Below are 25,104 nucleotides of genomic sequence, written 5' to 3' on the forward strand. Positions count from 1 at the left end.
ATATCAGAAATTGTATTCCCTGGAGATCCAGGAGATGGCTTTTTCACTTGTAAAGGCGGTCATACCGCCTTCAAAAATAAGGTCCGCCCGGTTCAGAAAGTCCTTAGGGTCTCTGACCATGGGGGAAGGAACGGCTATGGTGCGCATTCCTGCCCTGTAGGCCGCTTCGACACCCACAGGGGAGTCTTCTACCACCAGGCAGGCTTCTGGCCTTGCCTGAAGCCTTGAGGCCGCCTCCAGAAAGACATGGGGCTCGGGCTTCCCCTCCTCTACTTCCTGAGCAGAAACCCGCACCGGAAAGAGTTCTCGGATACCCGTAATAGAACACATCTCATCAATGATGTCCTTGGTGGAACCCGATGCAATCCCCACGGGGATATGATTCTCTATGGCCCATTCGGCCAGGGCGATCATCTGGGGGAAAAGGCAGATTTCACTGCGGGCAATCTCCAGATAGGTCCGTTCCTGAAACTCGCGCAACTCTTCGTAAGAGGCTTCAATGCCATATTTTTCCTTGATCATGGGTAGAAAAGTAACCGCCCCCATACCAATGTACAGGTCATGCTCCTCTTCACTCATAAAACCACCGTATGAGGCAATCATGGCTAGGTCCGCCTTGAGCCAGAGAGGTTCACTGTCCATAAGAGTCCCATCCATATCAAAGAGAATAGCTTCCAGTTTACTCATGATGATTCCTTATTTTCATTTTCTATTTGTTCAACACTGTCCACAACAACCACAGGAGCACTCTGTTTCAGGGACTTACCACTACTCATCAGAATACTGACAGGCTTCAGAATATCGATATTGGCACAGATGATTTTAATGGTTTCCGCCAGAGGCACGGCTAGAAACATGCCAGAGATCCCCCAGATCCATCCCCAGAAAACCAGGGAGATCAGAATGATAACCGGGGAGAGATCCAGCTGATTTCCCTGCAACTTCGGATCCAGGAAATTTCCAAGAACCATCTGAATAAGAGGCATGAAGATCAAAGACGCCAGAATGGGGTTCCAATCGGGGTAAAATTGAATAAAGGACATGAGAATAGTGGCTATCATAATGATGGTAGAGCCGATATTGGGGATAAAGTTGAATAAGATAGCCAAGAAACCCCACATAAGATAGAAATCCAGGCCTATAAAATAGAGAGTCATTGCCACGAGAGCGCCTGTGGCAATACTGATCCCCAGCTTGATAGTCAGATACCGGGCGATCTGAGTACTGATGGTCCGGATGATCCCCGCAAAACGAATCTGCACATTCTGTTCGGGAAAAGCCATCTTAATCTTCCGTTCCGATAGGGGATTTTCAAGAAGCATGAACACTATAAAAAAGACAACGAGGATGAGCTGACCTGCAAAGTTTACAAAAGAAATGGAAATATTATAGAGCCCCGAACGGATTCCTCCTGAAAACTCAATGGCATCCAGAACGTCGGGAGGCAGTTTATAGCGGCTGACGAGTTCACTCATAATGAGATTAAAACGATTTTGATAATATCCGATGACAGAAATAAATGTTGTAATTCTGGAATAAAAAAACCAGCCGATGGCATAGAGACTGACCATGAGAATACAGATCACCAGCAAAACGGCAAGGATACGGGGTATCTTCTTATGAAAAATAGTCACAAGGGGCGACAATACAAAAGACATGAGTATGGCGATCACAAGGGGGAGGAAAACGGGCTGAAGAATATGCAATACCGCTCCCAGAGCTATAACCGTCAGTATACCAAGCAATACCGTATTCAATGCAATTTTCATAGTTGAATCATAATACAAAAGCAGGGCTTCTGACTATATAGACAGATAAGGCTCTTTTACAGAGTGATCCTTTACGCTAAGATGGCTCTTGTGACAGACATAAACTTTAATACCATTAAATTCATCAAGAGCGCCCCCTATGTGAAGGGCCTTCCTCCCGAAAAAGGAATCGAGATAGCCTTTGCCGGACGCTCCAACGCAGGTAAATCCAGCGCTCTGAACGCCCTGGCCAATCGCAAGAGCCTTGCCAAGACATCATCGGTACCAGGAAAAACCCAACATATCAATATTTTCCGTCTGAATGAAGACCTTCATATAGCCGACCTACCCGGCTATGGTTTTGCCAAGGTCCCCCCCAGAGAAAAAAAACGCTGGCAGGAAGAGATGACTGATTATATCCTCAACAGGGAGAGCCTGAAAGGGATTGTTTTATTAATGGATATCCGTCATCCCCTGACAGAGTTAGACCGTGCCATGCTTGACCTGGCAGTCCAAGGTGGCAGAGAAGTACACATTGTTCTGAGTAAGGCTGATAAATTGAAAAGCGGAGCCAGATCAAAGACTCTCAGCGAAATGAATAAAGCTCTCAGGGGACTAACAGTGCCCTGGAGTATTCAGACTCTTTCGGCTGTCAAAAAGGAAGGAGTCAAAGAGCTTCGGGACCAGATTGTTTTCTGGTATGAGGCAGAATAAAAGCCTGTTGAAACAACAGGCTTATTCTGAGTCAGGATCTCTTTAAAAGTGTTATTAAAGAGAACTTGGCACTTCTTTCAGATATTCTGTCCTGATACAGGTATCAAAGAGATCTTTAGGCATGAACTCCTTTCTTTCTTCCATCCAACCACTTCTATCTCTCGTAATTTTCACCTGATATCCCTCTTTGCTCTCACGCAGAATTTCCAAAATTTCTTTCCGCTCGGGTGTTCCTTTGATTGTGTAGGCTTTCATATTCACTCCTTGATATGCTGCCGATACTCCTGAAATAAGCAAAAGACGGCAGGGTATTTTTAACTTATTCCCATTATCGGCATTTAAATACGCTATATTAGCACTGCTTATTGACTCTTAGGGCTTGCCTTTTGATTCAGGGTTTGAAAAAATGGACAACATGCCCGTAATAGCCCTAGGGGGAATCAAACATACAGGAAAATCCACTGTTGGAAAGATCGTGTCACAAAGACTGGCCCTTCCCTTTCATGACCTGGATGACCTGATACTCAAAGACCTCCCTCCCCGATGGTCCATCCGCAAATGGTACAGAGAAAAGGGAGAGCAGGAGTTCCGAAATAAAGAGAGTGTGGCCCTGGCTCAGTATCTTAAAGAAGAGGATCAAAAAGGCATGAGGATACTGGCATTAGGCGGTGCCACTCTGGAAAATCCACAAGCCCTCAATCTCCTCAAAGGGTCAGATACTGAGATCTATATTCTGGATGAAGAAGTTGAGATTCTCTACCACAGGATCATTAAAAGGGGAATTCCTCCCTTCCTGGACCCCTTAAATCCAGAAGAATCATTTAGAAAAATGTACACCACAAGAAAACAGACCCTGCTGAACCAGGGAGATTATATCATCAACATTCACGGCATGGATCAGACGAATGCAGCAGAGCATCTGATCCGGCTGATCAGGAGTAAGTATGGCAGGTAATAGCTTTGGAACAGCCTTCAGAATAAGCACCTTTGGGGAATCCCATGGTGAGGGCGTAGGAGTCATCATCGATGGCGTCCCCCCGGGTCTCCCTATCAGCGAGGAAGACATCCAGCCGGAAATGGACCGTAGAAAACCAGGTCAGTCCGACCTCACTACTCCGCGCAAGGAGAGTGATACCGTAATCATTCAGAGCGGTGTTTTTGAAGGCCGGGCCACAGGCACCCCCCTTATGATTATTTTGCACAACACCAATACAATTTCCAGCGACTATGATGACGTAAAGGACAAATACAGACCCGGACATGCCGATTATACATATCAGCAGAAGTACGGAATACGTGACTGGAGGGGCAGCGGCAGAGCCTCAGGCAGGGAGACCGCAGGCCGGGTTGCAGCCGGGGCTATCGCCAGAAAAATTCTGAGTCTCCAGGGAATTCGCATCAAGGCCTACACCCTCGCGGCAGCAGGAATCACCTGCGAGAACTATGTTCCCGAACAGATTGAAAAGAACCCCATGAGAGCCTGCGATCCCGTAGCGGCCAAAAAGATGGTGGCTGTCATTGAATCCCTAAAAGACAGGGGCAACAGCGCCGGAGGCATAATAGAATGCCGAATTGAAGGGGTACCACCCGGATTGGGTGAACCAGTTTTCGATAAGCTGGAAGCCGATCTTGGCAAGGCAATCCTTTCCATAGGGGCTGTAAAAGGCTTCGAAATTGGGGAAGGATTTAAGGTGGCCGATATGTTCGGTTCGGAACACAATGACGAAATGTCTGAAAATGGATTTTTGACGAATCATGCCGGTGGTATTACCGGGGGAATCTCAACGGGGCAGGACATCATATTTAGAGCCGCCGTAAAACCCACAGCCTCAATTTCGGCCCTGCAGCATACCGTAAAGATGACTGGTGAAGAGGCAGAAATCAGAACCGAAGGGCGGCATGATCCCATCATCTGTCCTCGTATCATCCCTGTGATGGAGGCCATGGCAGCTATCGTACTAGTTGACCATTTACTCAGACTGGGAGCACAGAAGAGCCTTCAGATGAGCTGAAAGACCATTCTAGGAAACACCTGCTGCTACGATCAGTGGCAGTTGATCTGCTCCCGCTCCAGCACCCTTGTATGAACCGTATGTATTCCATTCGGCAAAGCCGGACATGCTCAATGCGGCCATTAGGGTTTCGGGCATAAGGGGATAATGGATAATACTGTTTTCAAAAATCTGACCGGTCTCTTTAACTTCAAGTTCAGTCATAAAATAAAGCATTCCTTCCGTAGGACCGGATTCGTATCTTCGTCTAAAGAGACAGTGTTCTGTCTCAATAAGTGGGAATGTCATTCCACCATCTAGAATATTGATATAGTTCAGAATCTGAAGAACAAGTATACCCGACTTGTTCAACTTTTTGCCAGCATCCTGGAGGAACTGAAACTGAAGATTAAACGGGATATGAATCAGAGTATTGCCCAGACAGCTGATGCATTCAAAGCTCTGCTGAGGGTACAGCTGTTCCATATCAACCAGATTCCCGGCTTGAAATACCCCAGTTTTTTCCATCATTGAAGGTCCAGGATCTCTTACGAGTCTTCTTTCTGCTTCATGAATCATAGATTCATCCAGATCAAATCCTCGGGCCAGGATACCTTTGTGTCTGAGCTTCCTGACGAATTCCCCTGTTCCGCAACCGGCATCGAGCAGAGTGGCACCTGAATCGACTCTTTGCAATACAAAATCAACACTGTCTTCAGACTGTGGAAATATTTCATCGTAGAACTCAGAAAGAATTGTATAAAAATCCATAGGATACCTCTCATCAAAAATATACAGCAGCCCACAAAAAAAACCGCCCCGAAGGGACGGCTTTTATATAATTTACATTCTGCTCATCAGTCGTTGGGTGAAAAATCAGATTTTTCAGCTCCACAAAGGGGGCATACCCAATCTTCGGGGATGTCTTTGAATGCTGTTCCGGCAGCTACACCGTTGTCAGGATCACCATCTTCAGGATCGTAAATATAGCCGCATACATCGCATACGTATTTCATGTAGTAACCTCCAAAACCTTATTGGTTTCCATAGAATTATATATATTAATTGCCCTTTCGCAAGGGCAATTTATACCAGAATCGGCCTGATCCTTAACTTTTCCAGAGACCATGCAGGTTGCAATACTCTCGAGCAGTTACCTTGGAGGCTTTTACCATGAACTCGGCCACTGGCTGATCCCCTGGTTTAAGGAACTGTTTGTAGGATTTACCGTCGGCAATCAATTCTATCCACTGAATGGAATGTTCTTCTGTCATAGGATGCAGAGTGCTTCCCACAGTAACTTTATATCCGCCACTGATAGATTCAATCACAGGAACATGCTTTTCTGTTGAAGAATCGGCTGTCTTCTCATCCAGAAGAACCATTGGCTGTCCGCAGCAAACCAGTTCACCGCCGCCAACAGTAAGAACTTCGACAATATTACCGCACTCTTCACACTTATACACTTGACCTTTAGCAATCATAATAATCTCCTGTTATTTTTTTGGATTCAGAATTACCAGTTTTCACCCAGAACTTCAAAATGGGCCTGAGGGTGTGCACAGGCAGGACACTTATTGGGAGCTTTTTTTCCTTCATAGATATAACCACAGTTCATGCATCGCCAAACAACAGGCGCATCTTTTTCAAAGACTGTTCCATTATCGATATTCTTCTTTAAATCCAAATATCTTTTTTCATGCTGTTTTTCGGCTATGGCGATAGAATCAAAGATCACAGCGATTTCAGAAAAGCCCTCTTCTTTTGCAGTTGCAGAGAACTCGGGGTACATGGTTGTCCATTCGTAATGTTCCCCAGCAGCACCTTCTGCCAGGTTTTCAGAGGTTGTCCCAATAACACCAGCGGGAAAGCTGCCAGTAATCTCTACTTCTCCGCCTTCAAGAAGCTTAAAAAGTCTCTTTGCGTGTTCTTTTTCCTGATTTGCTGTTTCTTCGAATACCCAGGCTACCTGTTCGAATCCTTCTTTTTTTGCCTGTTTAACAAAATATGTATATCTATTTCTAGCCTGTGACTCCCCGCAGAATGCGGTGAGAATGTTTTTTTCGGTTTTAGTTCCTTTAAGACTTGCCATTGAGATCTCCTTGATAAACAATTTTTATTTCCTGCAGAGTCTGTTTCCATTGCAAAACAATGGTGGTGCAAACGTTGACTCTGTTCAGATTCCAGATTCAATCAACCCCTTAATTAAAATACAGTATACTATTAAAATCAAGCTTTACTAATGCAATCGCTACACAAACCCTGATAATTCACTGTAGACGAGAGGATCTTCCTCTTACTGACCCATTCGCTGCGGGGATCCAGCGGAGGAGCCGTTAAAGGCAGAGGTATATCTTCAATTTTACCGCATTCTTCACATCTAAAATGCGGATGATTTGAAGTATCATAATCAAATCGTTTCTGCCCATCGGGTGTCTCGATTCTGACAATCATCCCTTGCCGATACATAATTTCCAGATTCCTATAAACAGTCCCTAAGCTAATATTCGGAATTTCGCCTCTGACAAACTCATAAACACGATCTGCCGAAGGATGACTCTGACTCTTCTTAAGAGCTTCGAGAATTATTTTCCTCTGAGTTGTCATCCTTAGATTATCCATGAGTAATAATAATAATGATTACTATTGATTGTCAACTAGATTTTTACAATCAGTTTGAATTCTGCTTCTTAATCAAAAGATCGAGGAATAAGTCCCAGTTCAAAGGCTTTTCAAAGGCATCGCTATATAAATGATATTCGTTGGAATCTTTCTTTTCACTGATTAATGAAGAGGTAAGGAGGGAACAGTGATTCGTTCTCGGGAAGGCTCCATTTTTCCACTGTTTTAGGATTTCTAGTCCTGAAAGGGTGAGCAAGTGATCATTTACAAGAACCAGAAAGTAGTCATTCTCTTTCATTTTAAGGACTGCCTCCTGCCCTGTTTCTGCCTGGTCTACACTGTAACCGGTCTGTTCAAGCTGACTTGAAAGTTTTTTTCTGAACAAAGAATCATCATCAGCAATCAGAATTGCACCCGATTCCTTCCCAGGCCCTCCTCCCAGCCTATAACCGCTAATGACAGTCCCCTCCCCTTTCACCGGCGGTATTGAAAGCAGAAATCTAGCGCCATCGCTGCAGGATGGATCACAGGAAAGACTTCCCCCCATTTTTTCTGCCAGACTGCGGGCAACAGTCAAGCCCAGTCCCGGCCCCTTCCTGTCTAAAATGATGCGCGTGAAGGGTTTGAAGATATCCTCCCGTCTAGTCGCATCAATGGCAGGGCCTAAATTACGGACGGTGATGTTCATAGTGAAAAATAGTGATTCGACTCGGTGAACTTTTATAATGATGTACATCCCTCCATGACTGAGTCCTTCCGCATTGTCAATAAGCCTCTCCAGCAGTTCATTCAGGAGGGTAAAACGGGTATTCAGTGATTCGGGAACATCCCCCAGCAGGAGGACAAAAAATGGAAATCCCTGTTGCTGATAGAATTTGCGAACCCGATTGACCAGTTGGTTCTGCCAGTCCTCCAGCGAACGTGTTTCATTGCGCGGCTGTTCTTGATTTCCTTCATATAAGGCCGAAATCTTATCCGGAAAAGCCAGGAATGAGAGGTTACGGATTGTGGAATTCATTTCCTGTCCTGAAGATGTGATCCGTTCCAACTTTTTCCTGGTCTCCACGCGATTTGAATCATCATGCAAGAGTGAATCACTGTCTTCTATGATTTGATTCAACGGAGGGAGTCCTGTTCTCAGGAAATCGGCATAGTAATCACTGCGAAGCTGGAGGTCCTCTTTGACGGAAACATAAAGATCATTGAGAATATCCAGCTGATCTCTGTAATGACTAATATCCTTGAAGTGTATGAGAACACCCATTTTCCCCGTTTCAGGGTCTTTCATTTGCAGAAAAGAGACTTCGTAGGTTTTTGTATCACCCTCTTTATCGGTAAACTTCCTCTCTTTTATCAGGGGCCGCACCCTGGTATTGACCATGTTCTCCATCTTGCGAATCTCATCAGACTCATTAGGAAATAGATTTTCCGGTGTCGAGCCAATAATCCGGTTTTTTGGCATTCCCCACAATTTTTCGAGTGCCTTGTTGCACCAGGTATAGACTCCCTTACTATTTTTAAAAACGAAGGGATCGGGATAGCTGTTTAGAAGACTATCAATGGAATTCAGTCTTTCACGAAGATTTCTTTCTTCCCGATTATGGCGGGAAAACTCTTTACGAACTAATGAGGTATACTTATTTTTGTAATACAACACGATAAGACTGGTTGTAACGACCAGAACAGAAATTATTGAAAAAATCAGAACACTGTCTTCGATGAGTGTTAAAGATATTTTGAATTGATTAAACATAATAGGATTGCCGACTTATCTGCAATCGCCTCCTGGATGCCCTGATTTCATCAGAATAATTATCTAAAATACTAGCTAGCCTGGTTTTCAGAATGTGAATTCCAAATTCATCTGCAGCTCTTTTAAAACTGAGGCCTACCCTTAGATTTCTGATTTTTTCTTCAGTCAGAACTTCATATATTTCTTCGAGCACAGAAGGATCTATGATTAAATTCCCTTGACCATCATATCTGTCTCTTATTTCAACAGGTTGGATACCACTGCCCCTAATATCGGTTTTATAGATAAGATATGTGGTTGTCACCAGGGGAACTCTCGCAGCAATGGTCTCGAGAAGTGCATTACCAAACCCCTCCCAAGCCGGGAGATAGGTGACCAGATCCGCATTAATCAGGACATCTGCATTTGTATAACAGCGTTGACCGTTTTTTTCGGTACGACAGGAGTAGACCCTATCTGTGATTATATGGAAATGAACATCTAAACTCCCGGCCAAGCTGATAAGATTTTGAAGGTAGGGGCTGTCCGGTTCATTACTATGATGCAAGGTAATAATGAAATGAATTTTATGCGCAAGGAAGCTGTACTTTCTAGAAAATTGAGCCATAAGCCTGATTGAATCCTCGATCCTTTTGCGGGGAACAATTCTTGTAGGTTGAACAAAGAGAAGATCATCCTCTGCGAAGCCAAAATCCTCTCTGAATTGTCTATTGTAATTGTCTTTTATGGGAGGATGATCAAAATCGGCACAATTGGGAACGATATGAGGCTTTACTCTTTTCACAGAACTGAGAACATGTTCCGCATAGGAGGAAGTCACCACATGCTCAACGGAAATATTTCTAGGCGGCATGATTCTATTCAATAACTGCTCAATATGACTTTCACAGAACCTGCTCCTTTCCCACCAGAAATCATGGTGATGAAAGAGTGCGGCGACTTTATAGGTCTGAACCAGCTCATTCACAGCCACGGCTCCTAAGAGTGTCATAGGTAGGGCATTTGTATTTTCTGCGATAATCATATCGATGCTGTTTTTTTGAATAAATTGATATAGAACCCCTGCTATTTTGCGTCCTTCTTCTAGCAACTCATCCTGAAGCAACTGCAAATTTTCTTCTGATAAATGAGTAGAGTTTTCACCGAGGTAAGGAAACACAAGGTTTTCATAATACTCCTGACGGGGTGATGAAAAGCTGAGGTCTTTTATGGTCAATTGCTGCTTATATGGAACCTCTGTAAATTCTGAAGCATAGAACCCTGAAACAGTATACAGACCATGCCCCATGCCGGCCAGCACGGAGATCCATTTTTCAGTTTCCCGGGAAACACCATCCACATCCCCGAGTTTCCCGCTGATAAAACAAATATTGAATAAATTGTTTTTCTTATGCAACATTTTTATGCAAGCTCCAGACCTATTAATGTACTTCGCTTTGTCTACTTTTTAAAGGGATGTTAAAATTTTTGAAAAAAAAGAACAGGGTTGTCTCCGCATGAGAAGACAACCCTGCTGTTCATAGGTTCAGATCTATATCAGAAAGAACCTTTCACCACATGACAGGCAACATGATGCCCGGGAGCCATCTCTTCCAGAACGGGAGTCTGCTCTTTACAGACGGGCTGAACCAAGGGACAACGGGATGCAAAACGACAACCTGCAGGCGGATCGATGGGACTCATCACATCACCTGGCAGGATCACCCTCTTATTCTTTCTGGTCAACTTGGGATCAGGTATGGGGATGGCCGAGAGCAAGGCTTTTGTGTAGGGATGGAGAGGATTCTTGTACAGCTCTTCACTTTCACAAACTTCCATGAGCATCCCAAGATACATGACTCCGATTCTATCGGAGATGTGTTTAACCATGGATAGATCATGGGCGATAAACAAATAGGTCAGGCCCATTTCATTTTGCAGATCTTCCATCATATTCACAACCTGGGCCTGAATGGAAACATCCAGGGCCGAAATTGGCTCATCACAAATCACAAGATCCGGTTCTACAGCCAGAGCACGGGCAATGCCGACCCTCTGCCTCTGTCCTCCGGAAAACTCATGAGGGTAGCGGTTGGCATGCTCTCTCTTGAGACCAACATGATTAAGAAGAGTATAGATCCGTTCCTGTCGTTCCGCACCTGAGGCAATTTTATGTGTAGAAATCCCTTCACCGATGATATCGGTCACTGTCATTCTGGAGTTCAGCGATGCATAGGGGTCCTGAAAGATCATTTGAATCCGTTTCCGGAAGGGTTTCAGGTCTTTTTCGGGCACCTTCGCCAGATCGATACCATCAAAATTGATTTCTCCACCTGTTGCCTCATAAAGACGAAGGATTGTCCGTCCAGTAGTAGATTTACCACAACCAGATTCTCCAACGAGACCGAAGGTTTCGCCTTTTTTAATCTCAAAAGAAACACCGTCAACAGCCTTCAAATAGGATTTTTTCTGATTAAACAATCCACCTTTGCTGATTTGGAAATACTTTTTTAGCTCTTTAACTTCAAGTAGGACGTCCTTATTACTCACTTACGGCTCCTGCTTTTTCATATTTTTCGACCTGAGGAGCCTTCTCATGAAGGAGCCAGCAGGCAGAGGTATGGGTTTCACTCAACACAAACGCAGGAGGCCTGTCGGTTAGACAGACAGCCATGGCATGAGGGCAACGGCTTGAAAAGGGACAGCCCTCGGGGGGATGAAGGAGGTCGGGAGGTGATCCCTCAATGGGTATCAGCCGTTCCTTTTCACCCTGTGTTATCTTTGGTACAGACTTATGGAGACCCACCGTATAGGGGTTCTGAGGATTGTAAAAGATATCATCTTCTGTTCCCTGCTCCATGATGGTTCCGCCGTACATGACGACAATATGGTCACAAACCTCGGCAATAACCCCCAGATCATGAGTAATGAGGATGATAGAGGCGTTGATCTTATCTTTCAAATCATTCATCAGATCCAAAATCTGAGCTTGAATTGTAACGTCCAGAGCCGTTGTTGGCTCATCGGCTATGAGGAGCATGGGATTACAGGAGAGGGCTGTGGCAATCATGACCCTCTGACGCATACCCCCTGAAAACTCATGAGGGTAGCTGTTAATTCTGTTTTCCGGTTCAGGAATTCCTACAAGGCGGAGCATTTCAACCGCCTGCGCCACAGCTTTGGACTTGCTGATTTTCTTATGTCGACGAATGACCTCTACCATTTGATTTTTGATTGTGTAGACGGGATTCAGGGATGTCATGGGATCCTGAAAGATCATGGCAATCTCATTTCCCCGTAGATCAGAAAGTTCTTTCTGCGACAGTTTAGCCAGGTCTTTGCCCCCAAAGAGGATCTCCCCCTCTTTGATCCGGCCGGGTTCATCGATCAGCCCCATGATAGACAGGGCGGTCACACTCTTGCCGCTACCGGACTCCCCGACGATTCCCAAAACACCGCCTTTTTTCAGTTGAAAAGAGGCTCCCCTGACGGCTTGTATCTCTCCATGATGTGTAAAAAAAGAGGTTTTTACATTTTTGACTTCTAATAGTATATCTTCCATTTCTTATTTATCCTTTTCTCAGTCTCGGGTCTAGGGCATCCCGCAATCCATCTCCTAAAAAGTTGAAAGAGAGCATTGTCAGGGCAATAGCCACGGAGGGAAAGAACAGCTGATAAGGATAGGATAAGAGTCCCTGAAGGGCATCATTGGCCAGAGTTCCCCAGGAGGCCATAGGAGCGGAAACACCCAAACCGATGAATCCGATAAAGGCTTCTGTGAAAACGGCTTGGGGGATCATCATGGTCATTGAAACGATAATGGGACCCATGGCGTTGGGAATGAGGTGTCTAAAAATGATATGCCTTCTAGAAACCCCCAGTGCCCGGGCTGCCAGAACAAATTCCTGGCCCTTCAGGCTGAGAACCTGCCCGCGGACCAGACGGGCCATGACCACCCAGTACACAGATCCCAGGGCTATGATCATAGTCCACAGCCCTCTGTTACCAACGATAACCATGATAATAATGACATAGAGAACCAGTGGGATCGAGTTCAAAATATCCACAATCCTCATCATAAACGTATCGGTCCTCCCCCCTTCATATCCGGCGGCGCTCCCGTAAACAATTCCGATGAAGAGGTTGACCAAAGAGGCAACCAGGGCCACTGTCAAAGAGATTCTTGCTCCGTACATGACGCGGATCATGAGGTCTCTTCCCAGAATATCACTGCCGAAAGGATAGGTCTTGTTCCCCACCTTTTTAACAGGTTCTGTGATCTCTTCGCCACCATAGAGGAAGCTGAAATCGTAGGGATAACCCATCTTGTCTTTGAGTAGGTTGTAGGAAAAGTCCAGAACGACCTTTATATCTCCCAGTTCATATGTATAGAGTTTCTTAATAGGGTCAGTTTTGGTTCTTTTCAGACGGCCGAGGATTTCACCCTTCTCTGAGACTCTGAGAAGTTTGTAATCACTGGACAAAAAGACAAAAAAATCGTCTTCCAGCTGATAAAGATCCAGCCTGGGCGGGATATTGGCATAATCCAGATTCTGATCAGAATAGGAAGCTTTAACAAATAGTGGACCGAAAACGGCAATAGATACGATGAGTATGACACCGAAGAGGCCGATCATGGCCATTTTATGATTTTTCAGTCTCCGCCAGGCATCCTGCCAGTAGGTGAGACTGGGGCGCATTTTTTCAGGAATATCCTTTACGCTCTTGTCGACAAATTCAAATTGACTGGAGTCCATGAGTTATTTGCTCTCCTTTTCAAATCGGATGCGGGGATCAATGAAGGCATAGGCAATGTCCACCAGCAGAACCATCAGGACATAGAAGGCGGCATACATGACGGTAATCCCCATAATCACCGTGTAGTCTCTATTGGAAACACTCTCTACAAAATACCGTCCAATTCCGGCGATGGCAAAGATCCTTTCTACAACAAAGGACCCGGTCATCAGGGCGGCAATGGTCGGTCCTAGATAGGTAACCACTGGTATCAGGGCATTTTTAACAGCGTGCTTACTGATAACAGACCATTCTCTCAAGCCATTGGCTCGGGCTGTTCTTATATAATCCTGCCGCAGGACTTCCAGCATACTGGAACGAGTCAAGCGAGCGACAAAGGACAGAGAATACCCGGAAAGGGCGATTACCGGTCCAAAATAACTGGCAGCAGTACTGAGACCGAAGGGAGGAATCCACCCCAGTTTTCCTGCAAAAAAATATATCATCAGGGAAGCAATGACAAAACTGGGAATTGTAACACCCAGAGTGGCCATAAACATCACTAAATAGTCGATGGGTTTATTCTGCTTCAAAGCCGAAATGATGCCGATGGGTACGCCTAAGATGACAATTAAGACACAGGCAACAAAACCGACTTTGGCTGTAGAGGGAAAGCCTTCAATGATAAGTTCATTTACAGAAATCCCAATTTTTGAAAAAGAAGGGCCTAGGTCAAAGGTGAATAACCCTTTCATATAGTCCAAATACTGCATATACAGGGGCTGGTCCAGTTTATATTTTTCATTCAAAACACGCATGATTTCCGGGGGAACTGGACGCTCTCTAGTGAAGGGCCCTCCCGGTATGGAATGCATCATAAAAAAAGTAACCGTGGCGATGATGATGATGGTCAGCATCGAGTAGATCAGGCGCCGTACGAAATAACTTCTCATACAGGAGTCTCCTTAACCTGAAAAGTGAAATTTATTTTTAAAGAATTCAGGCTGTGCATAATAGACCGCCCTCCCGTTTTAGGGAGGGCAGTCATAACAATTAATATAATTATTCAGCCAAATAAGCTGTTGTGAAGTCTATCTGACCCAACATGCTTCGATCCCAGCCCTTAACTTTAGGACTGGAGAGGAAATAATCGGTGTAATGATAAACAGGAACGATGGGCATATCCTTCATAAGGATATCCTGGGCTTTATAGAGAGCCTTGAAGTGTGCTTCTCCGTAAGAGGAAGACGCTTCAGCCATGGCTTTGTTGTACTCAGGATTGTTATAGTTAGGATCGTTATAGTCGTTTCCATCTACAAAGATGGCCAGAAGACCCATGGGGTCGAGGAAGTCTGTGATCCACCCACCGCGGGAAATTTCATAGTCTCCTTCTTTCCTGGTGTCCTGGAATACGGCCCATTCCTGATTTTCAAGTGTACACTCAATACCCAGGTTGGTTTTCCACATTTCCTGAACCATCTGAGCGACAAGCTGATGACCTTCTGATGTATTGTAGAGCAGTGTGAATTTGGGGAATCCTTCTCCACCGGGATATCCGGCTTCTGCCAGAAGTTTCTGTGCTTCTGCAATAGATTCGCTACCCAGGGAAACACCGTATGTACCGGCAGTTTTAAAGAAGTCGTTGCCCTTATCATCAGGGAATCCTGGGGGAACAAAACCGGCGGCGGGAACGTTACCCTGGGCCAGTGTTTCTACAATCTGTTCTCTGTCAATGGCGTAAGCCATAGCTCTTCTCACTCTGGAATCCTCCCAGAGAGGCAGATCCATATTAAAGTTGTAGTAGTAGGTTCCCAGCAGCGGGAATACGTAGAATTCGGGATTCTCGGCAATGAGCTTTGAGATTTCAGCAGGCGGTACGGATAGACCATCAAGGAAATCAAATTCACCCGCCTGATAGGCAGTGTAACCTGTTGATGCCGAGTCAATAAATTTTACATTGATTTTATCCAAACCGGTTTTATCTGCTTTCCAGTAGTTAGCATTTTTCTCAAGGGTCATGCCGTCTCCGACTTTATAAGAAGTCAGTTTGTAGGCACCGTTGCTGACAGCCAGTGCAGGGGTCTTGGCCCAGAGACCTTCGGTTCCTGCAGGATCTTCTACAACAGACTGTTTAACAGGCATAAAATGATAAAAGGATGTAAGGGAGACAAAATAGTCGGTAGGTGCAGACAGGGTGACTTCAAAAGTCAGATCATCTACGGCTCTGATACCGACTTCGTCCAGGGAAACGTCTCCGTTGTTGGCCGCTTCGGCGTTTACAACATTGGTATAGTGCCAGATCCAGCCATACTCAGAAGCAGTGGCGGGGTCCATGGCTCTTTTCCAGCCGTATACAAAATCATGGGCTGTCAGGGGAGACCCGTCAGACCACTTTGATTCACGGAGGTGAAATGTAATAACTTTACCATCAGCTGATGTGTCCCAGCTCTTGGCGATTCCGGGAACAACCTCTCCGCTTCTTTCACGGACAAGACCTTCGAAGGTATTGCTGATGACATCACCGCCGTCTGAGGCTCCATTCAGGCCTGGGTCAATCGTTTTGGGGTCGGCAGCCAGGTTCCAGTTCATAACAACAGGCCCGGCGGGAGCTTCTTCCATAACAACTTCAGCAACTTCTTCTTTTTTTCCGCAACTGATGAACAGCACCGGAATCATAAAAAGAGCTATAAGAGTAAGAAATAAATTTCTTTTCATGTTCTATCTCCTTGTGTGTAACTTGATAAAAATTATACCCTGACTTAAACACGCTGTCCAATCGCGAGTAGAAATAAGTCTAAATAATATAACTCAATACAGATATTTAACCCGCCTTACCCCGATTAGTCAATGTTTCAATATTTTCATGATTCGAACTGCAAAAGGTATAAAAAAAACATATTATTGCAATAATACCCCGACAAAAGAGATTAAAAACCATAATTTTAGAATATATTTAGTATTTTTATATAATTTTTTTATTCTCGAAAGTTGATTTTCAACAAGAAATAATGACATGTAAATATCGATTTATTCCTATATATTAGAGATTACTGCCTCATGGAGGCTTTTTAAGCGGTTTTTCAGAAATAAGTTCTGATTTTTCATCAATGATGAAGGAATTGAAAAGAACTGGCATACCCTGGGAAAGAAAGAGGGACTCCCTTCCATTTTCTGAGATCGATAAGATGTGGTGTTCCATCAAAAAACAAGGGAATGAATGCCGTCTCTTTTACTAAAATCTCTTCTGCTTCTCTTAGCAATGTTCTTCGGTCAAAACCGCCTACACCTGACTCGGCCTGAATGATTTTCTGATCAAAGAAAAGACTCTCATAAACGCTTCCCCAGCGTTTCTCCTGAGAAAGAAAAAGGGATAAAAAATCAAGAGGGTCATTGTAAGTGGCCATCCACCCGCCGAAAGCCAAATGGTAATCTCCTCTAGTTCTGGCCACGACAAAATCCAGGGCCTCAAGGGGATGCCCGTTTATGCGGAAACCCGCCTCTTCCCATTGACTGATCATCGCTTCGGCCAGAAGGCGGTGTCCGGTTTCAGCAGGATAGATCATGATTAAAGGCTCCAGATTCGGTTCCTCAGGAATCATCTGTTCCTCAGTATCCAAAGCATGAAAAACCTGAGATGAAAGGTCTTGGTCCCTATACATCATCGGAGGAACAAGAGAATGAGATGGAATCTGCCCTGATCTCAGAAGGTCAGAAATCAAAGTCTCAGTATCCAAAGACTGGCGGAGCATCCGACGGAACTCAGGATCATTCAAGGGAGTTCTCTTATGATTCAACACATAAAAATAACTCATATACCCCGGGCTGTTATTGAAGTCATATCGATATTCCAGATCTTGCAGACTCATCAGGGGCAGTCCACCCGGTGCCAGCCAATCGGCTTTATCATCAAGATAGAATGACAATCCTTCCTGAGCCGTCTCTGCCTCTATCAACAGAATATTGTCCGGTCCCGGCAAATCCGGTGCCGTCGGTAGAAGGACAAAGGCCTTTTCATCGTTCACATCAAGAGTATAGTCACCTGAGGTTTTGATCCCAGAAAGAGCCTCTAAATCTATTGTTCCCAGGTCATAGAACTCTTGGGGATAGAGGAAGAAGGAATAATGAGATAGAAGATTCAAAGCAAAAGGATACGCCCTGTTAAATTCGAGTTCCAAAACATTCCCAGGAAGGACACGGATTCCAAGATCCACGTCTGAAGCCTCTCCCCGGAGATATGCCTCGGCATTGAAAATAAATCTTGACACGTAAGAACCGCCCGGAGCGGCGGCTCCGCCACTCTCCAGCATATGAATGAAAGAAAGCCTTAAATCTTCAGCCTTCACCGAGCTGCCGTCACTCCACGATGAGTCATCCAAATGGAAGCGATAGACAGCCCCCTCCTTCAGAACACTCCAGGATGCAACAAGAGCCGGCTCAACCTGCAGAGTTTCAGGATTGATACAGACAAGCCCAGCGAATAACTGGCTGAGAATCAGGATCTCAGAGTCCTCTGGTGGTGAGTCGAAAAAACGATCATCATTAAGGGGGGAGATGATCACTCTGAATTGATCGATCTTATCAATCTTAATTTCAGACGAACCAGACCAGTCCTCACTCTGCCCTCCTGCAGAAAGGATTGTCCCCGGGATGAGAGAAAACAAGAGAACGATCCATAAAATGCGTCTGTTTCTGCTTGATGATAAGGGCATAATCTTATAATAATACCTGGTGAGACAATACTCCAGAAGAAAAGATTTGGCATAAATTAGACTTGCACAAAACCTGAATTTGGGAGCATTATAAGTTTATATGAACAATTCCATAAACCAATTTAATGACATGGTAGCTCAGCTGAAAAGCAATCTCCATGGAGATTATGTAGCCCGTCCAGAGAATGTTTACCTGGAAGGTGAACCTAAAAACAGAGAAATCATCGGAAACATGGTAGAAAAGCTGATGAAACCAGGCAGCGCCATCCGCGGTGTAGAGAATCTTAAAAAGCTGCATGACTATTCTAAGAGTGGAAAAGCATGCCTTCTGCTGGTAGAACATTACAGCAACTTTGATTATCCGGCACTCTACCGGCTCATTGAAAAAACAGAGGGCCTCGGCAGTGAAGTTGCTGAGACGCTACTCCCTATTCAGGGCATGAAACTTTCAGAATCCAGCGATCTGACAGCAGCATTTTCCAACTCATACAATACAATCGTGATCTACCCCAGCCGTAGTATAGACAGTGAAACTGATCCGGTAAAACAGGCAGAAATCAGAAAAATCAGCCTGCCCATCAACCATGCGGCCATGAAAGAGCTGACTCACAGAAAGTACAATGGAAGCATTGTCATCGTGTTCCCCGCAGGAACAAGGTACAGACCCTGGGTACCCGAATCCAAGAAGGGTGTGCGGGAAATCTATACCTATCTGAAAGCCTTTGATTATGTCTCATTTGTCAGCATAAACGGAAATTTACTTGTTCCCTGTCAGGAAGACGATATGGAAAAAGATACTCTCCAGGAGGATGTGGTTCTCTTTTCCGTATCCAAACCGGTGAAGGGTAAGGATTTTCGAAATGAAAAAACGGCCCTCGCTCCCCAGGGAGAAGACTCTAAGCAGTTTGTTGTAGACCAGGTCATGGCCGAACTGGACAAAAGACATCAAGAAGCCGAAGAGTATAGAAAAACTCTACTTTAGCTATTTTCCTTCTCCTCGTAGAACCAATGAGGGATATCAAGGAGAAGGAATGAACCCTGTCTGCGAAACCCTCTTCTTTTAATATTATTCTTCATCACCTCGCCTTCCGGCGGAATCTGCAGGAGCAGAGACTTAACGTTGATTTGAAAACAGTATTCAGATATAAAGTCCAACAATCCTGAGGCTATCCCTGCTCCCCTGTATTCTGGGAGAACATAGAGACAATCCAGAAGAGCATACAGCTCATCGGCTCTGCTTTCCAGGGTCAAACCGAGAAAACCACAACTGCTGCCATCGGGACTCATGGCTCGCACTGCGCAATCCGAATCACTCCCCTTCCAGGGACCATATTCAATCATCACGTTCTTTAATGGGGCTGTACTACCTGAAAAAATCTCATCCTTGAAGGATTGCCGTGCTAAAAGATATTCTTCATTATCCGGACTGATAAGCTCCATGGTAAAATTATCCAGAAACAGATCTGTCGTCTCTTCTGGTTCCTCTCCCAGAGACGCAACACCCCAAAAATCACATAGTTCTGAATACCAGAGCCTAACCCGCTTTTTCATCTCCCGGTCTTTATGATTAAACCAGGATTTTTCAAGATCGGGACGTTCTTTAAGGACGTTTTTAAAGCCTCTGAAAACTCCACGCCCCGTATTTAGAATCGTCCTGAGCCTTTCTCTATAAATAGGATTTTTCAGGGACCCTGTAAAACTGTCCATCAACTGATACCCATCACTGGGATTCCATTCGGGGAGACGCACTGCATCGGGTAGATTCTCATCCTTCAAGTCAGGAATGATCTTCAGACTCTGAGTATCGAGGAGAAATTTCTCGTTCTGGTTCTCCATGGAAAAAATAATCTGATCTATAAGTTCTTTTGTCAGTTCAAATTGACGGGACATGTTGTTCTCTCCAGATTTTGAGTTCCTGTTTTAACCTTTCCTTCGGGATAAACCATTTGACTCCGGTCTTCCTATCTTTCAATTCCAACTCGTCATTCTCAAGATATCGCCGTCCAACGACGATCCGGAGAGGGATTCCAATCAAGGCGGCATCACGGAATTTAACTCCGATGGATTCAATTCTATCATCGACAAGAACAGAATCCTCTCCCAGTTCCTGCACAAGCTCATCCACGGCTCCGGAAATTCGGGAGGACCGTCCAATCCCCATGACAAAATACGTATAAGGTGCCAGCTCCAGAGGCCAAACCAGCCCCTGTTCATCCCTATTGGCCTCGGCAATGCAGGTAATCAGTCGCCCCAGGCCCAGACCATAGGCTCCCATCTGTGGAAAGACTTTCTGCCCTTTTGCATTCTCAAAACTGAAACGCATCCGCTTGGTATAATAATCATCCAATTTGAATATATTCCCCATTTCGATGGCATTATGAGCCTCCAGCTCCTTACCGCAGTCAAAACAGAGATCCCCCTGATTCAATTGTGCAATATCAGCGCTGGGTGGCAGTTCAAAATCTCTGCCGAAGTTAGCATTGATATAATGAGTTCCTCCCTTGTTGTTCCCCAGAACCAGATTAGGAGTATTAACGACCAATTCATCGACAATAACTCTGACACCTTCCGGTGGAAAAGCTGGAGACATATACCCCGGCAGGAGTTTATATTTTTTAAGGGTCTCTTTTTTGGCCGGCGTAGAAACTGAAAAACCGAGAACAGCCGCAAGCTTATCCAGAGACACATCATAATCACCCCGAACGACCGCCATAACCGGTCCTTCCTCGCTTTCATAGACCCTTGGTTTAATCAGTTTTGACAGAGGAACATTCAAAGTCTCAGCCAGGCTTACTAAATCCAGATTGCCGTCGGTTTCGACCTGAGAAAGTCCCCTCAAAGCTTCCGGTTTGCTCAATTTAACACCCACAGCCACAGAACGATTGGCCTTATATCCACAGGACGGGCAAACCATGACCACATCCCGACCCTGCTCGTGAGGAAAAAGGAATTCATAGGCTTTTGATCCGCCCATTATACCCACCCCCGATTCTGCCGGAAGAATGGGAACATTGCACTTTTTAAAGATTCGAACGTAGGCATTAAAGACCTTGGGGAAGAAATTGTTCAGATCGGCATAGGAACTATGAAATGAATAGGCATCCTTCATGATAAATTCTTTGGCGCGAACAAGTCCCAGTCGAGTACGCTGTTCATCCCTGAATTTTGTCTGAAACTGATAAATAAAAAGGGGCAGGTCCCTGTAGGACAGGACAGTCGACCTGGCCAGCTCAACGGCGGCTTCTTCATGGGTTGGTGCAAGAACCAATGTATGACCCTGAACATCCTTGAAGGTAACCAAAGGATTCTCTTTCATCCCACTCCTACCGGATTTGTGCCAGATAGAAATAGGATTGACCAAAGGAGCCAGAAATTCCTCCCCTCCCAGCTCATGCATTTCAGTTGAGATGAGATGCTTCAACTTATCCATGACTTTTTGACCCATAGGAAGGTAGGTAATCAGTCCCTGGCCAAGAACATGGATATAACCACCCCGCAGTAGGAGTGAATAACCTTCTATTGTTTGATTCCCCGACTGTTGCCGGATCGTTTTCCCGATGAGCCTGGAGTATTTCATGAAGACATTCTAGTGTGCTTGTTTCCTAAAGGTCAAGAAAGTCTTTCAATCATTAGACTTGACTATCAACCTTAGATTTAGTTAATTTAATCTATGTGAATTTTGTACTGCAGATTTGACTTTTATTCCTGCAGTAACCATAGTTTAATAAGGTTGGTATTTTCAATTTTTTTGAAAAAAATAAGACAATAGACCAAACAAGGAGAAATCAATGGACACGATTGAATATGTAGAAGCTCGGGAGATTCTGGACTCAAGAGGAAACCCCACACTAGAAGTGGATGTAATGCTCGCTGACGGCTCTTTTGGACGAGCTGCAGTACCTTCAGGAGCCTCTACAGGAGTTCACGAAGCAGTAGAACTGCGGGATGGAGACAAAAAACGATACCTTGGTAAAGGAGTCCTCAAGGCTGTTGAGAATGTAAACACAGTCATAGCAGATGCCGTCATTGGATTGAGTGCCCTCAACCAGGTAGATGTAGATAAAACCATGATAGAACTTGACGGAACCGAGAACAAGGCAAAACTGGGAGCCAATGCAATCCTGGGTGTGTCCATGGCCACGGCCAGAGCTGCCGCTCAGCATCTGGAAATCGATCTCTTTAAATATTTAGGAACCTTTCATGCCAATGTTCTTCCCGTTCCCATGGCTAACATTATCAACGGAGGAAGCCATGCGGATAATTCCGTAGACTTTCAGGAATTCATGGTCATGCCCGTTGGTGCCGAGTCCATCAGAGAAGCCGTCCGTTGGATCGCCGAAATATTCCACAACCTGAAAAGTCTGCTTAAAAAGGCAAACTACTCCACAGCCGTTGGAGATGAAGGGGGATTTGCCCCTAACTTCAAATCCAATGAAGAAGCCCTCGAGTTCATCATGAACGCCATAAAGGCATCCGGCCTGGAACCTGGTAAAGATGTCATGATCGCCCTAGACCCCGCTTCTTCGGAATTCTCTGAAAAAGGCAAGGATGGAAAATATACCTACACCCTCAGATGGTCCACTGGAGAAACTCTCAGTGCTGATCAGATGGTAGATTTCTGGGCAGACTGGGCGGACCGCTACCCCATTATATCTATTGAAGACGGCATGAACGAAGATGACTGGGATGGTTGGAAGACACTCACTGACAGACTGGGAGACAAGGTACAGCTCGTAGGAGATGACCTATTTGTTACAAACACCAAACGTCTGAAAATGGGTATTGAACAGGGCATTGGTAACTCTATCCTGATCAAAGTCAACCAGATTGGAACCTTGACTGAAACCTATGAAGCCGTCGAAATGGCAAAACGTGCAGGATATACAGCGATCATCTCTCACCGATCCGGAGAGACTTCCGACACGACCATTGCGGACCTCGTTGTCGCCCTGGAAACCGGGCAGATCAAAACCGGTTCCATGAGCCGGAGTGACAGGGTTGCTAAGTATAACCAGCTAATGCGTATTGAAGATGATCTGGAAGGACGTTCTTCCTATGCGGGATGGGATGCTTTCTACAGTATTAAAAGATAGAGTCTTATAATCTGTTAAACCAACGAGCCCGGATAAATCCGGGCTTTTTTTATGATGAGCTCAGGATTGTATTTATGATCTGAGACTGAATCCCACAAGAGTTTGATCAAAGCTAGTTTGAAGGCTTTGAACCTCTTCAACATCGGAATAATCAGGACCTTTTTCAAGACAGCGGCACATGTCTTCCAAGACCTCCGAAGGGCCCTGCATTTGAACGAGAACTGAGCCGTCATATTCATTTCGAACCCAACCCGTAATTCCAAGCCTTCGGGCATGACGGCAGGTAAAATACCTGAACCCAACCCCCTGTACACGCCCGGTAACACGGACCCGCACAGCATTCTTCATGTGTGAAAAACTTCGGAAAGAGCACTTTCCAAATCAGAATAATCGTAGGGCTTATAAAAGACTCTGAAGGGAATGGGGAATTCCGGTCTCAGAAAACCACTCGTTATGAATATGTCCAGATCACTGCAGTAATGATCCAGAAATTTAACCCAGTAATCACCGCCCAAAATATCCATCCTGTAATCAGTCACAATCACTTGTATTTCCGAATTATCCAGAAGCTGTTTAATAGCTCCTACACCATCTGATGCAACAAAGACCTTGTAGCCTTTTCGGATGAGATAATCTCTCAGTGTTAGTCGTATGGCATCTTCGTCTTCTACAACGAGGATGGCTTTTTCATCTGTCATTCCCATCTCCTAAAAATAGGATACTCAATCCCGATATTCCTAATTATAGTCATGTTGAACCGTAATTGTCACGGTCAAGTTTCCTTATAATAGAAGAATAGGGGAATCCGCGTCTCATGAGACGCTGCAAAAGTTTCTCATCATTCAGTTTCTGGCGCCTGAATTTCTTGAGGCATTGATCCAGGGCCTGAAGTTCATCCTCGGCGCTGACTAAAGTGAAGACTTGGGACCGGGCTATTTCACCGCTGATTCCCCTTTTCTGCAATCCCGCCACCAGGGCATTCCGTCCTTCAGGATGGGTTCTCAAACGCTCTCTTAACCAAAGCTCTGTGAATCGATGATCATCCAGAAACCCTAAGGTTTTCATGTCGTCCAGGATTCTGCGGCTGACTCCCGAAGAGTATCCTCTCTGCTGAAGTTTCTGCATCATCCTACCCGATGAGTCCTCCCGGAGGGCCAAGCGGGAGGCGGCCCACTCCCGCCCCCTGATATAAGAGTCTTCGGTGTACAGATATTCCATGTCATCTTCATCCAGAAACTTGCCGGGGACCCAGGAATCCCTTAGGGGCAGGGGCATAAAAAAAGAGGAGCCATCGGACAAAGAGACTGTAACTGTCTCTTCTCCGGCGCCCCTCTTCTGGAAAGATGCAATAGAAAGATTAACGTTTTGAGAACTGGAACTTTCTACGAGCTCCTTTCTGTCCATACTTCTTTCTTTCGACCATTCTGGAGTCTCTTGTAAGAAATCCATTAGCCTTGAGTGTTGGTCTATTGGTTTCGTCCAGCTCGATAAGAGCTCTAGAAATACCATGACGACAGGCTCCGGCCTGACCAGTAATTCCACCACCTCTAACGGTAATAAGAATATCATACTTATCAGCTGCATCGGTAACCACAAGGGGTTCCTTAATCATTGTTACCTGCTGTTCAATGGGGAAAAATTCTGATATCGCTTTTCCATTGACAACAATTTCACCTTTACCCTGTCTAAGATAGACGCGGGCGGTGGCTGTTTTTCTTCTTCCTGTACCATGTGCAAGATTTTTAATCACTGTTCCTC

General features: G+C 45.0%; 27 protein-coding genes. 5 read left to right on the forward strand and 22 right to left on the reverse strand.

Annotation, left to right across the window (positions count from 1 at the left end; all coding sequences use genetic code 11):
- Window positions 1–3: 3 nt before the first annotated feature.
- On the reverse strand, window positions 4–687 hold the full coding sequence (locus EXM22_RS10690; protein ID WP_149486508.1) for an HAD family hydrolase: 684 nt from the start codon (window positions 685–687) through the stop codon (window positions 4–6).
- Window positions 684–1,769, reverse strand: a complete 1,086-nt coding sequence (locus EXM22_RS10695) for an AI-2E family transporter (RefSeq protein ID WP_149486509.1) — start codon at window positions 1,767–1,769, stop codon at window positions 684–686. The genes EXM22_RS10690 and EXM22_RS10695 overlap by 4 nt, the downstream gene beginning before the upstream one ends.
- Before the next feature lie 90 nt (window positions 1,770–1,859).
- Between EXM22_RS10695 and yihA the strand changes: the two genes are divergently transcribed.
- Window positions 1,860–2,462, forward strand: coding sequence for a ribosome biogenesis GTP-binding protein YihA/YsxC (gene yihA, locus EXM22_RS10700; RefSeq protein ID WP_210411459.1), 603 nt, complete (start codon window positions 1,860–1,862; stop codon window positions 2,460–2,462).
- A gap of 54 nt (window positions 2,463–2,516) precedes the next feature.
- Here yihA and EXM22_RS10705 read toward each other — a convergent pair whose 3' ends face one another.
- Window positions 2,517–2,717 carry a hypothetical protein gene (locus tag EXM22_RS10705; protein ID WP_149486511.1) on the reverse strand — a complete coding sequence of 67 codons (201 nt, stop codon included), beginning with the start codon at window positions 2,715–2,717 and terminating at the stop codon, window positions 2,517–2,519.
- 160 nt (window positions 2,718–2,877) lie between these two features.
- Here EXM22_RS10705 and EXM22_RS10710 point away from each other — a divergent pair, with 160 nt between their 5' ends.
- Entirely contained in the window at window positions 2,878–3,417 is a 540-nt protein-coding gene (locus EXM22_RS10710; protein ID WP_210411461.1) for a shikimate kinase, read from the forward strand.
- Window positions 3,407–4,474: a chorismate synthase gene (gene aroC, locus EXM22_RS10715; protein WP_149486513.1), complete on the forward strand. Its 1,068-nt coding sequence runs from the start codon at window positions 3,407–3,409 to the stop codon at window positions 4,472–4,474. Before EXM22_RS10710 ends, aroC begins: the two co-directional genes overlap by 11 nt.
- 9 nt (window positions 4,475–4,483) lie before the next feature.
- On the opposite strand, the gene EXM22_RS10720 is transcribed toward aroC, so the two are convergent.
- The 13 genes from EXM22_RS10720 to EXM22_RS10780 form a co-directional block, all read right to left on the reverse strand.
- On the reverse strand, window positions 4,484–5,224 hold the full coding sequence (locus EXM22_RS10720) for a class I SAM-dependent methyltransferase (RefSeq protein ID WP_149486514.1): 741 nt from the start codon (window positions 5,222–5,224) through the stop codon (window positions 4,484–4,486).
- A gap of 86 nt (window positions 5,225–5,310) precedes the next feature.
- Window positions 5,311–5,469: a rubredoxin gene (rd, locus tag EXM22_RS10725; RefSeq protein WP_149486515.1), complete on the reverse strand. Its 159-nt coding sequence runs from the start codon at window positions 5,467–5,469 to the stop codon at window positions 5,311–5,313.
- 93 nt (window positions 5,470–5,562) lie between these two features.
- A complete protein-coding gene (locus tag EXM22_RS10730; RefSeq protein WP_149486516.1) occupies window positions 5,563–5,937 on the reverse strand; it encodes a desulfoferrodoxin in 375 nt (124 codons plus the stop codon).
- A 32-nt stretch (window positions 5,938–5,969) separates the two neighbouring features.
- Window positions 5,970–6,545, reverse strand: coding sequence for a rubrerythrin (gene rbr, locus EXM22_RS10735; protein ID WP_149487977.1), 576 nt, complete (start codon window positions 6,543–6,545; stop codon window positions 5,970–5,972).
- Between the two features lie 137 nt (window positions 6,546–6,682).
- Window positions 6,683–7,075 carry a Fur family transcriptional regulator gene (locus EXM22_RS10740; protein WP_149486517.1) on the reverse strand — a complete coding sequence of 131 codons (393 nt, stop codon included), beginning with the start codon at window positions 7,073–7,075 and terminating at the stop codon, window positions 6,683–6,685.
- Window positions 7,076–7,124: 49 nt separating this feature from the next.
- Window positions 7,125–8,828 (reverse strand): hybrid sensor histidine kinase/response regulator, encoded by a 1,704-nt coding sequence (locus EXM22_RS10745; RefSeq protein WP_149486518.1) that lies wholly within the window; start codon window positions 8,826–8,828, stop codon window positions 7,125–7,127.
- Complete coding sequence (locus EXM22_RS10750) at window positions 8,821–10,227, reverse strand: glycosyltransferase family 4 protein (RefSeq protein ID WP_149486519.1); 1,407 nt, start codon at window positions 10,225–10,227, stop codon at window positions 8,821–8,823. Before EXM22_RS10750 ends, EXM22_RS10745 begins: the two co-directional genes overlap by 8 nt.
- 137 nt (window positions 10,228–10,364) lie before the next feature.
- Entirely contained in the window at window positions 10,365–11,357 is a 993-nt protein-coding gene (locus EXM22_RS10755) for an ABC transporter ATP-binding protein (protein ID WP_149486520.1), read from the reverse strand.
- The gene (locus EXM22_RS10760) at window positions 11,350–12,369 is read right to left on the reverse strand and encodes an ABC transporter ATP-binding protein (protein ID WP_149486521.1); all 1,020 of its coding nucleotides are present in this window, start codon (window positions 12,367–12,369) and stop codon (window positions 11,350–11,352) included. Before EXM22_RS10760 ends, EXM22_RS10755 begins: the two co-directional genes overlap by 8 nt.
- A gap of 7 nt (window positions 12,370–12,376) precedes the next feature.
- A complete protein-coding gene (locus EXM22_RS18525) occupies window positions 12,377–13,564 on the reverse strand; it encodes an ABC transporter permease (RefSeq protein WP_149486522.1) in 1,188 nt (395 codons plus the stop codon).
- Window positions 13,565–13,567: 3 nt separating this feature from the next.
- Window positions 13,568–14,497, reverse strand: coding sequence for an ABC transporter permease (locus EXM22_RS10770; protein WP_149486523.1), 930 nt, complete (start codon window positions 14,495–14,497; stop codon window positions 13,568–13,570).
- Between the two features lie 109 nt (window positions 14,498–14,606).
- On the reverse strand, window positions 14,607–16,259 hold the full coding sequence (locus tag EXM22_RS10775; protein WP_149486524.1) for a peptide ABC transporter substrate-binding protein: 1,653 nt from the start codon (window positions 16,257–16,259) through the stop codon (window positions 14,607–14,609).
- 389 nt (window positions 16,260–16,648) lie between these two features.
- Window positions 16,649–18,253, reverse strand: coding sequence for an ABC transporter substrate-binding protein (locus EXM22_RS10780; RefSeq protein ID WP_149486525.1), 1,605 nt, complete (start codon window positions 18,251–18,253; stop codon window positions 16,649–16,651).
- A gap of 100 nt (window positions 18,254–18,353) precedes the next feature.
- On the opposite strand from EXM22_RS10780, the gene EXM22_RS10785 reads away from it, so the two are divergent.
- Complete coding sequence (locus EXM22_RS10785; protein ID WP_149486526.1) at window positions 18,354–19,235, forward strand: lysophospholipid acyltransferase family protein; 882 nt, start codon at window positions 18,354–18,356, stop codon at window positions 19,233–19,235.
- Here EXM22_RS10785 and EXM22_RS10790 read toward each other — a convergent pair.
- Window positions 19,232–20,143, reverse strand: a complete 912-nt coding sequence (locus tag EXM22_RS10790) for a GNAT family N-acetyltransferase (RefSeq protein ID WP_149486527.1) — start codon at window positions 20,141–20,143, stop codon at window positions 19,232–19,234. The two genes, EXM22_RS10785 and EXM22_RS10790, sit on opposite strands and share 4 nt — an antisense overlap.
- Window positions 20,127–21,830 (reverse strand): proline--tRNA ligase, encoded by a 1,704-nt coding sequence (gene proS / locus EXM22_RS10795; RefSeq protein ID WP_149486528.1) that lies wholly within the window; start codon window positions 21,828–21,830, stop codon window positions 20,127–20,129. Before proS ends, EXM22_RS10790 begins: the two co-directional genes overlap by 17 nt.
- A gap of 211 nt (window positions 21,831–22,041) precedes the next feature.
- Here proS and eno point away from each other — a divergent pair, with 211 nt between their 5' ends.
- Window positions 22,042–23,346 carry a phosphopyruvate hydratase gene (gene eno / locus EXM22_RS10800; RefSeq protein WP_149486529.1) on the forward strand — a complete coding sequence of 435 codons (1,305 nt, stop codon included), beginning with the start codon at window positions 22,042–22,044 and terminating at the stop codon, window positions 23,344–23,346.
- A gap of 72 nt (window positions 23,347–23,418) precedes the next feature.
- On the opposite strand, the gene EXM22_RS10805 is transcribed toward eno, so the two are convergent.
- Genes EXM22_RS10805 through rpsI form a run of 4 tightly spaced genes read right to left on the reverse strand, consistent with a single transcriptional unit; the run spans window position 23,419 to window position 25,093 of the window.
- Window positions 23,419–23,694 (reverse strand): acylphosphatase, encoded by a 276-nt coding sequence (locus tag EXM22_RS10805; RefSeq protein ID WP_149486530.1) that lies wholly within the window; start codon window positions 23,692–23,694, stop codon window positions 23,419–23,421.
- Window positions 23,691–24,044 (reverse strand): response regulator, encoded by a 354-nt coding sequence (locus tag EXM22_RS10810; protein WP_149486531.1) that lies wholly within the window; start codon window positions 24,042–24,044, stop codon window positions 23,691–23,693. Before EXM22_RS10810 ends, EXM22_RS10805 begins: the two co-directional genes overlap by 4 nt.
- Before the next feature lie 49 nt (window positions 24,045–24,093).
- A complete protein-coding gene (locus EXM22_RS10815) occupies window positions 24,094–24,750 on the reverse strand; it encodes a regulatory protein RecX (RefSeq protein WP_168203460.1) in 657 nt (218 codons plus the stop codon).
- Complete coding sequence (rpsI, locus tag EXM22_RS10820) at window positions 24,704–25,093, reverse strand: 30S ribosomal protein S9 (RefSeq protein WP_210411589.1); 390 nt, start codon at window positions 25,091–25,093, stop codon at window positions 24,704–24,706. Before rpsI ends, EXM22_RS10815 begins: the two co-directional genes overlap by 47 nt.
- Window positions 25,094–25,104 lie beyond the last annotated feature (11 nt).

Source organism: Oceanispirochaeta crateris, assembly GCF_008329965.1.
GTDB classification, from domain to species: domain Bacteria; phylum Spirochaetota; class Spirochaetia; order DSM-2461; family DSM-2461; genus Oceanispirochaeta; species Oceanispirochaeta crateris.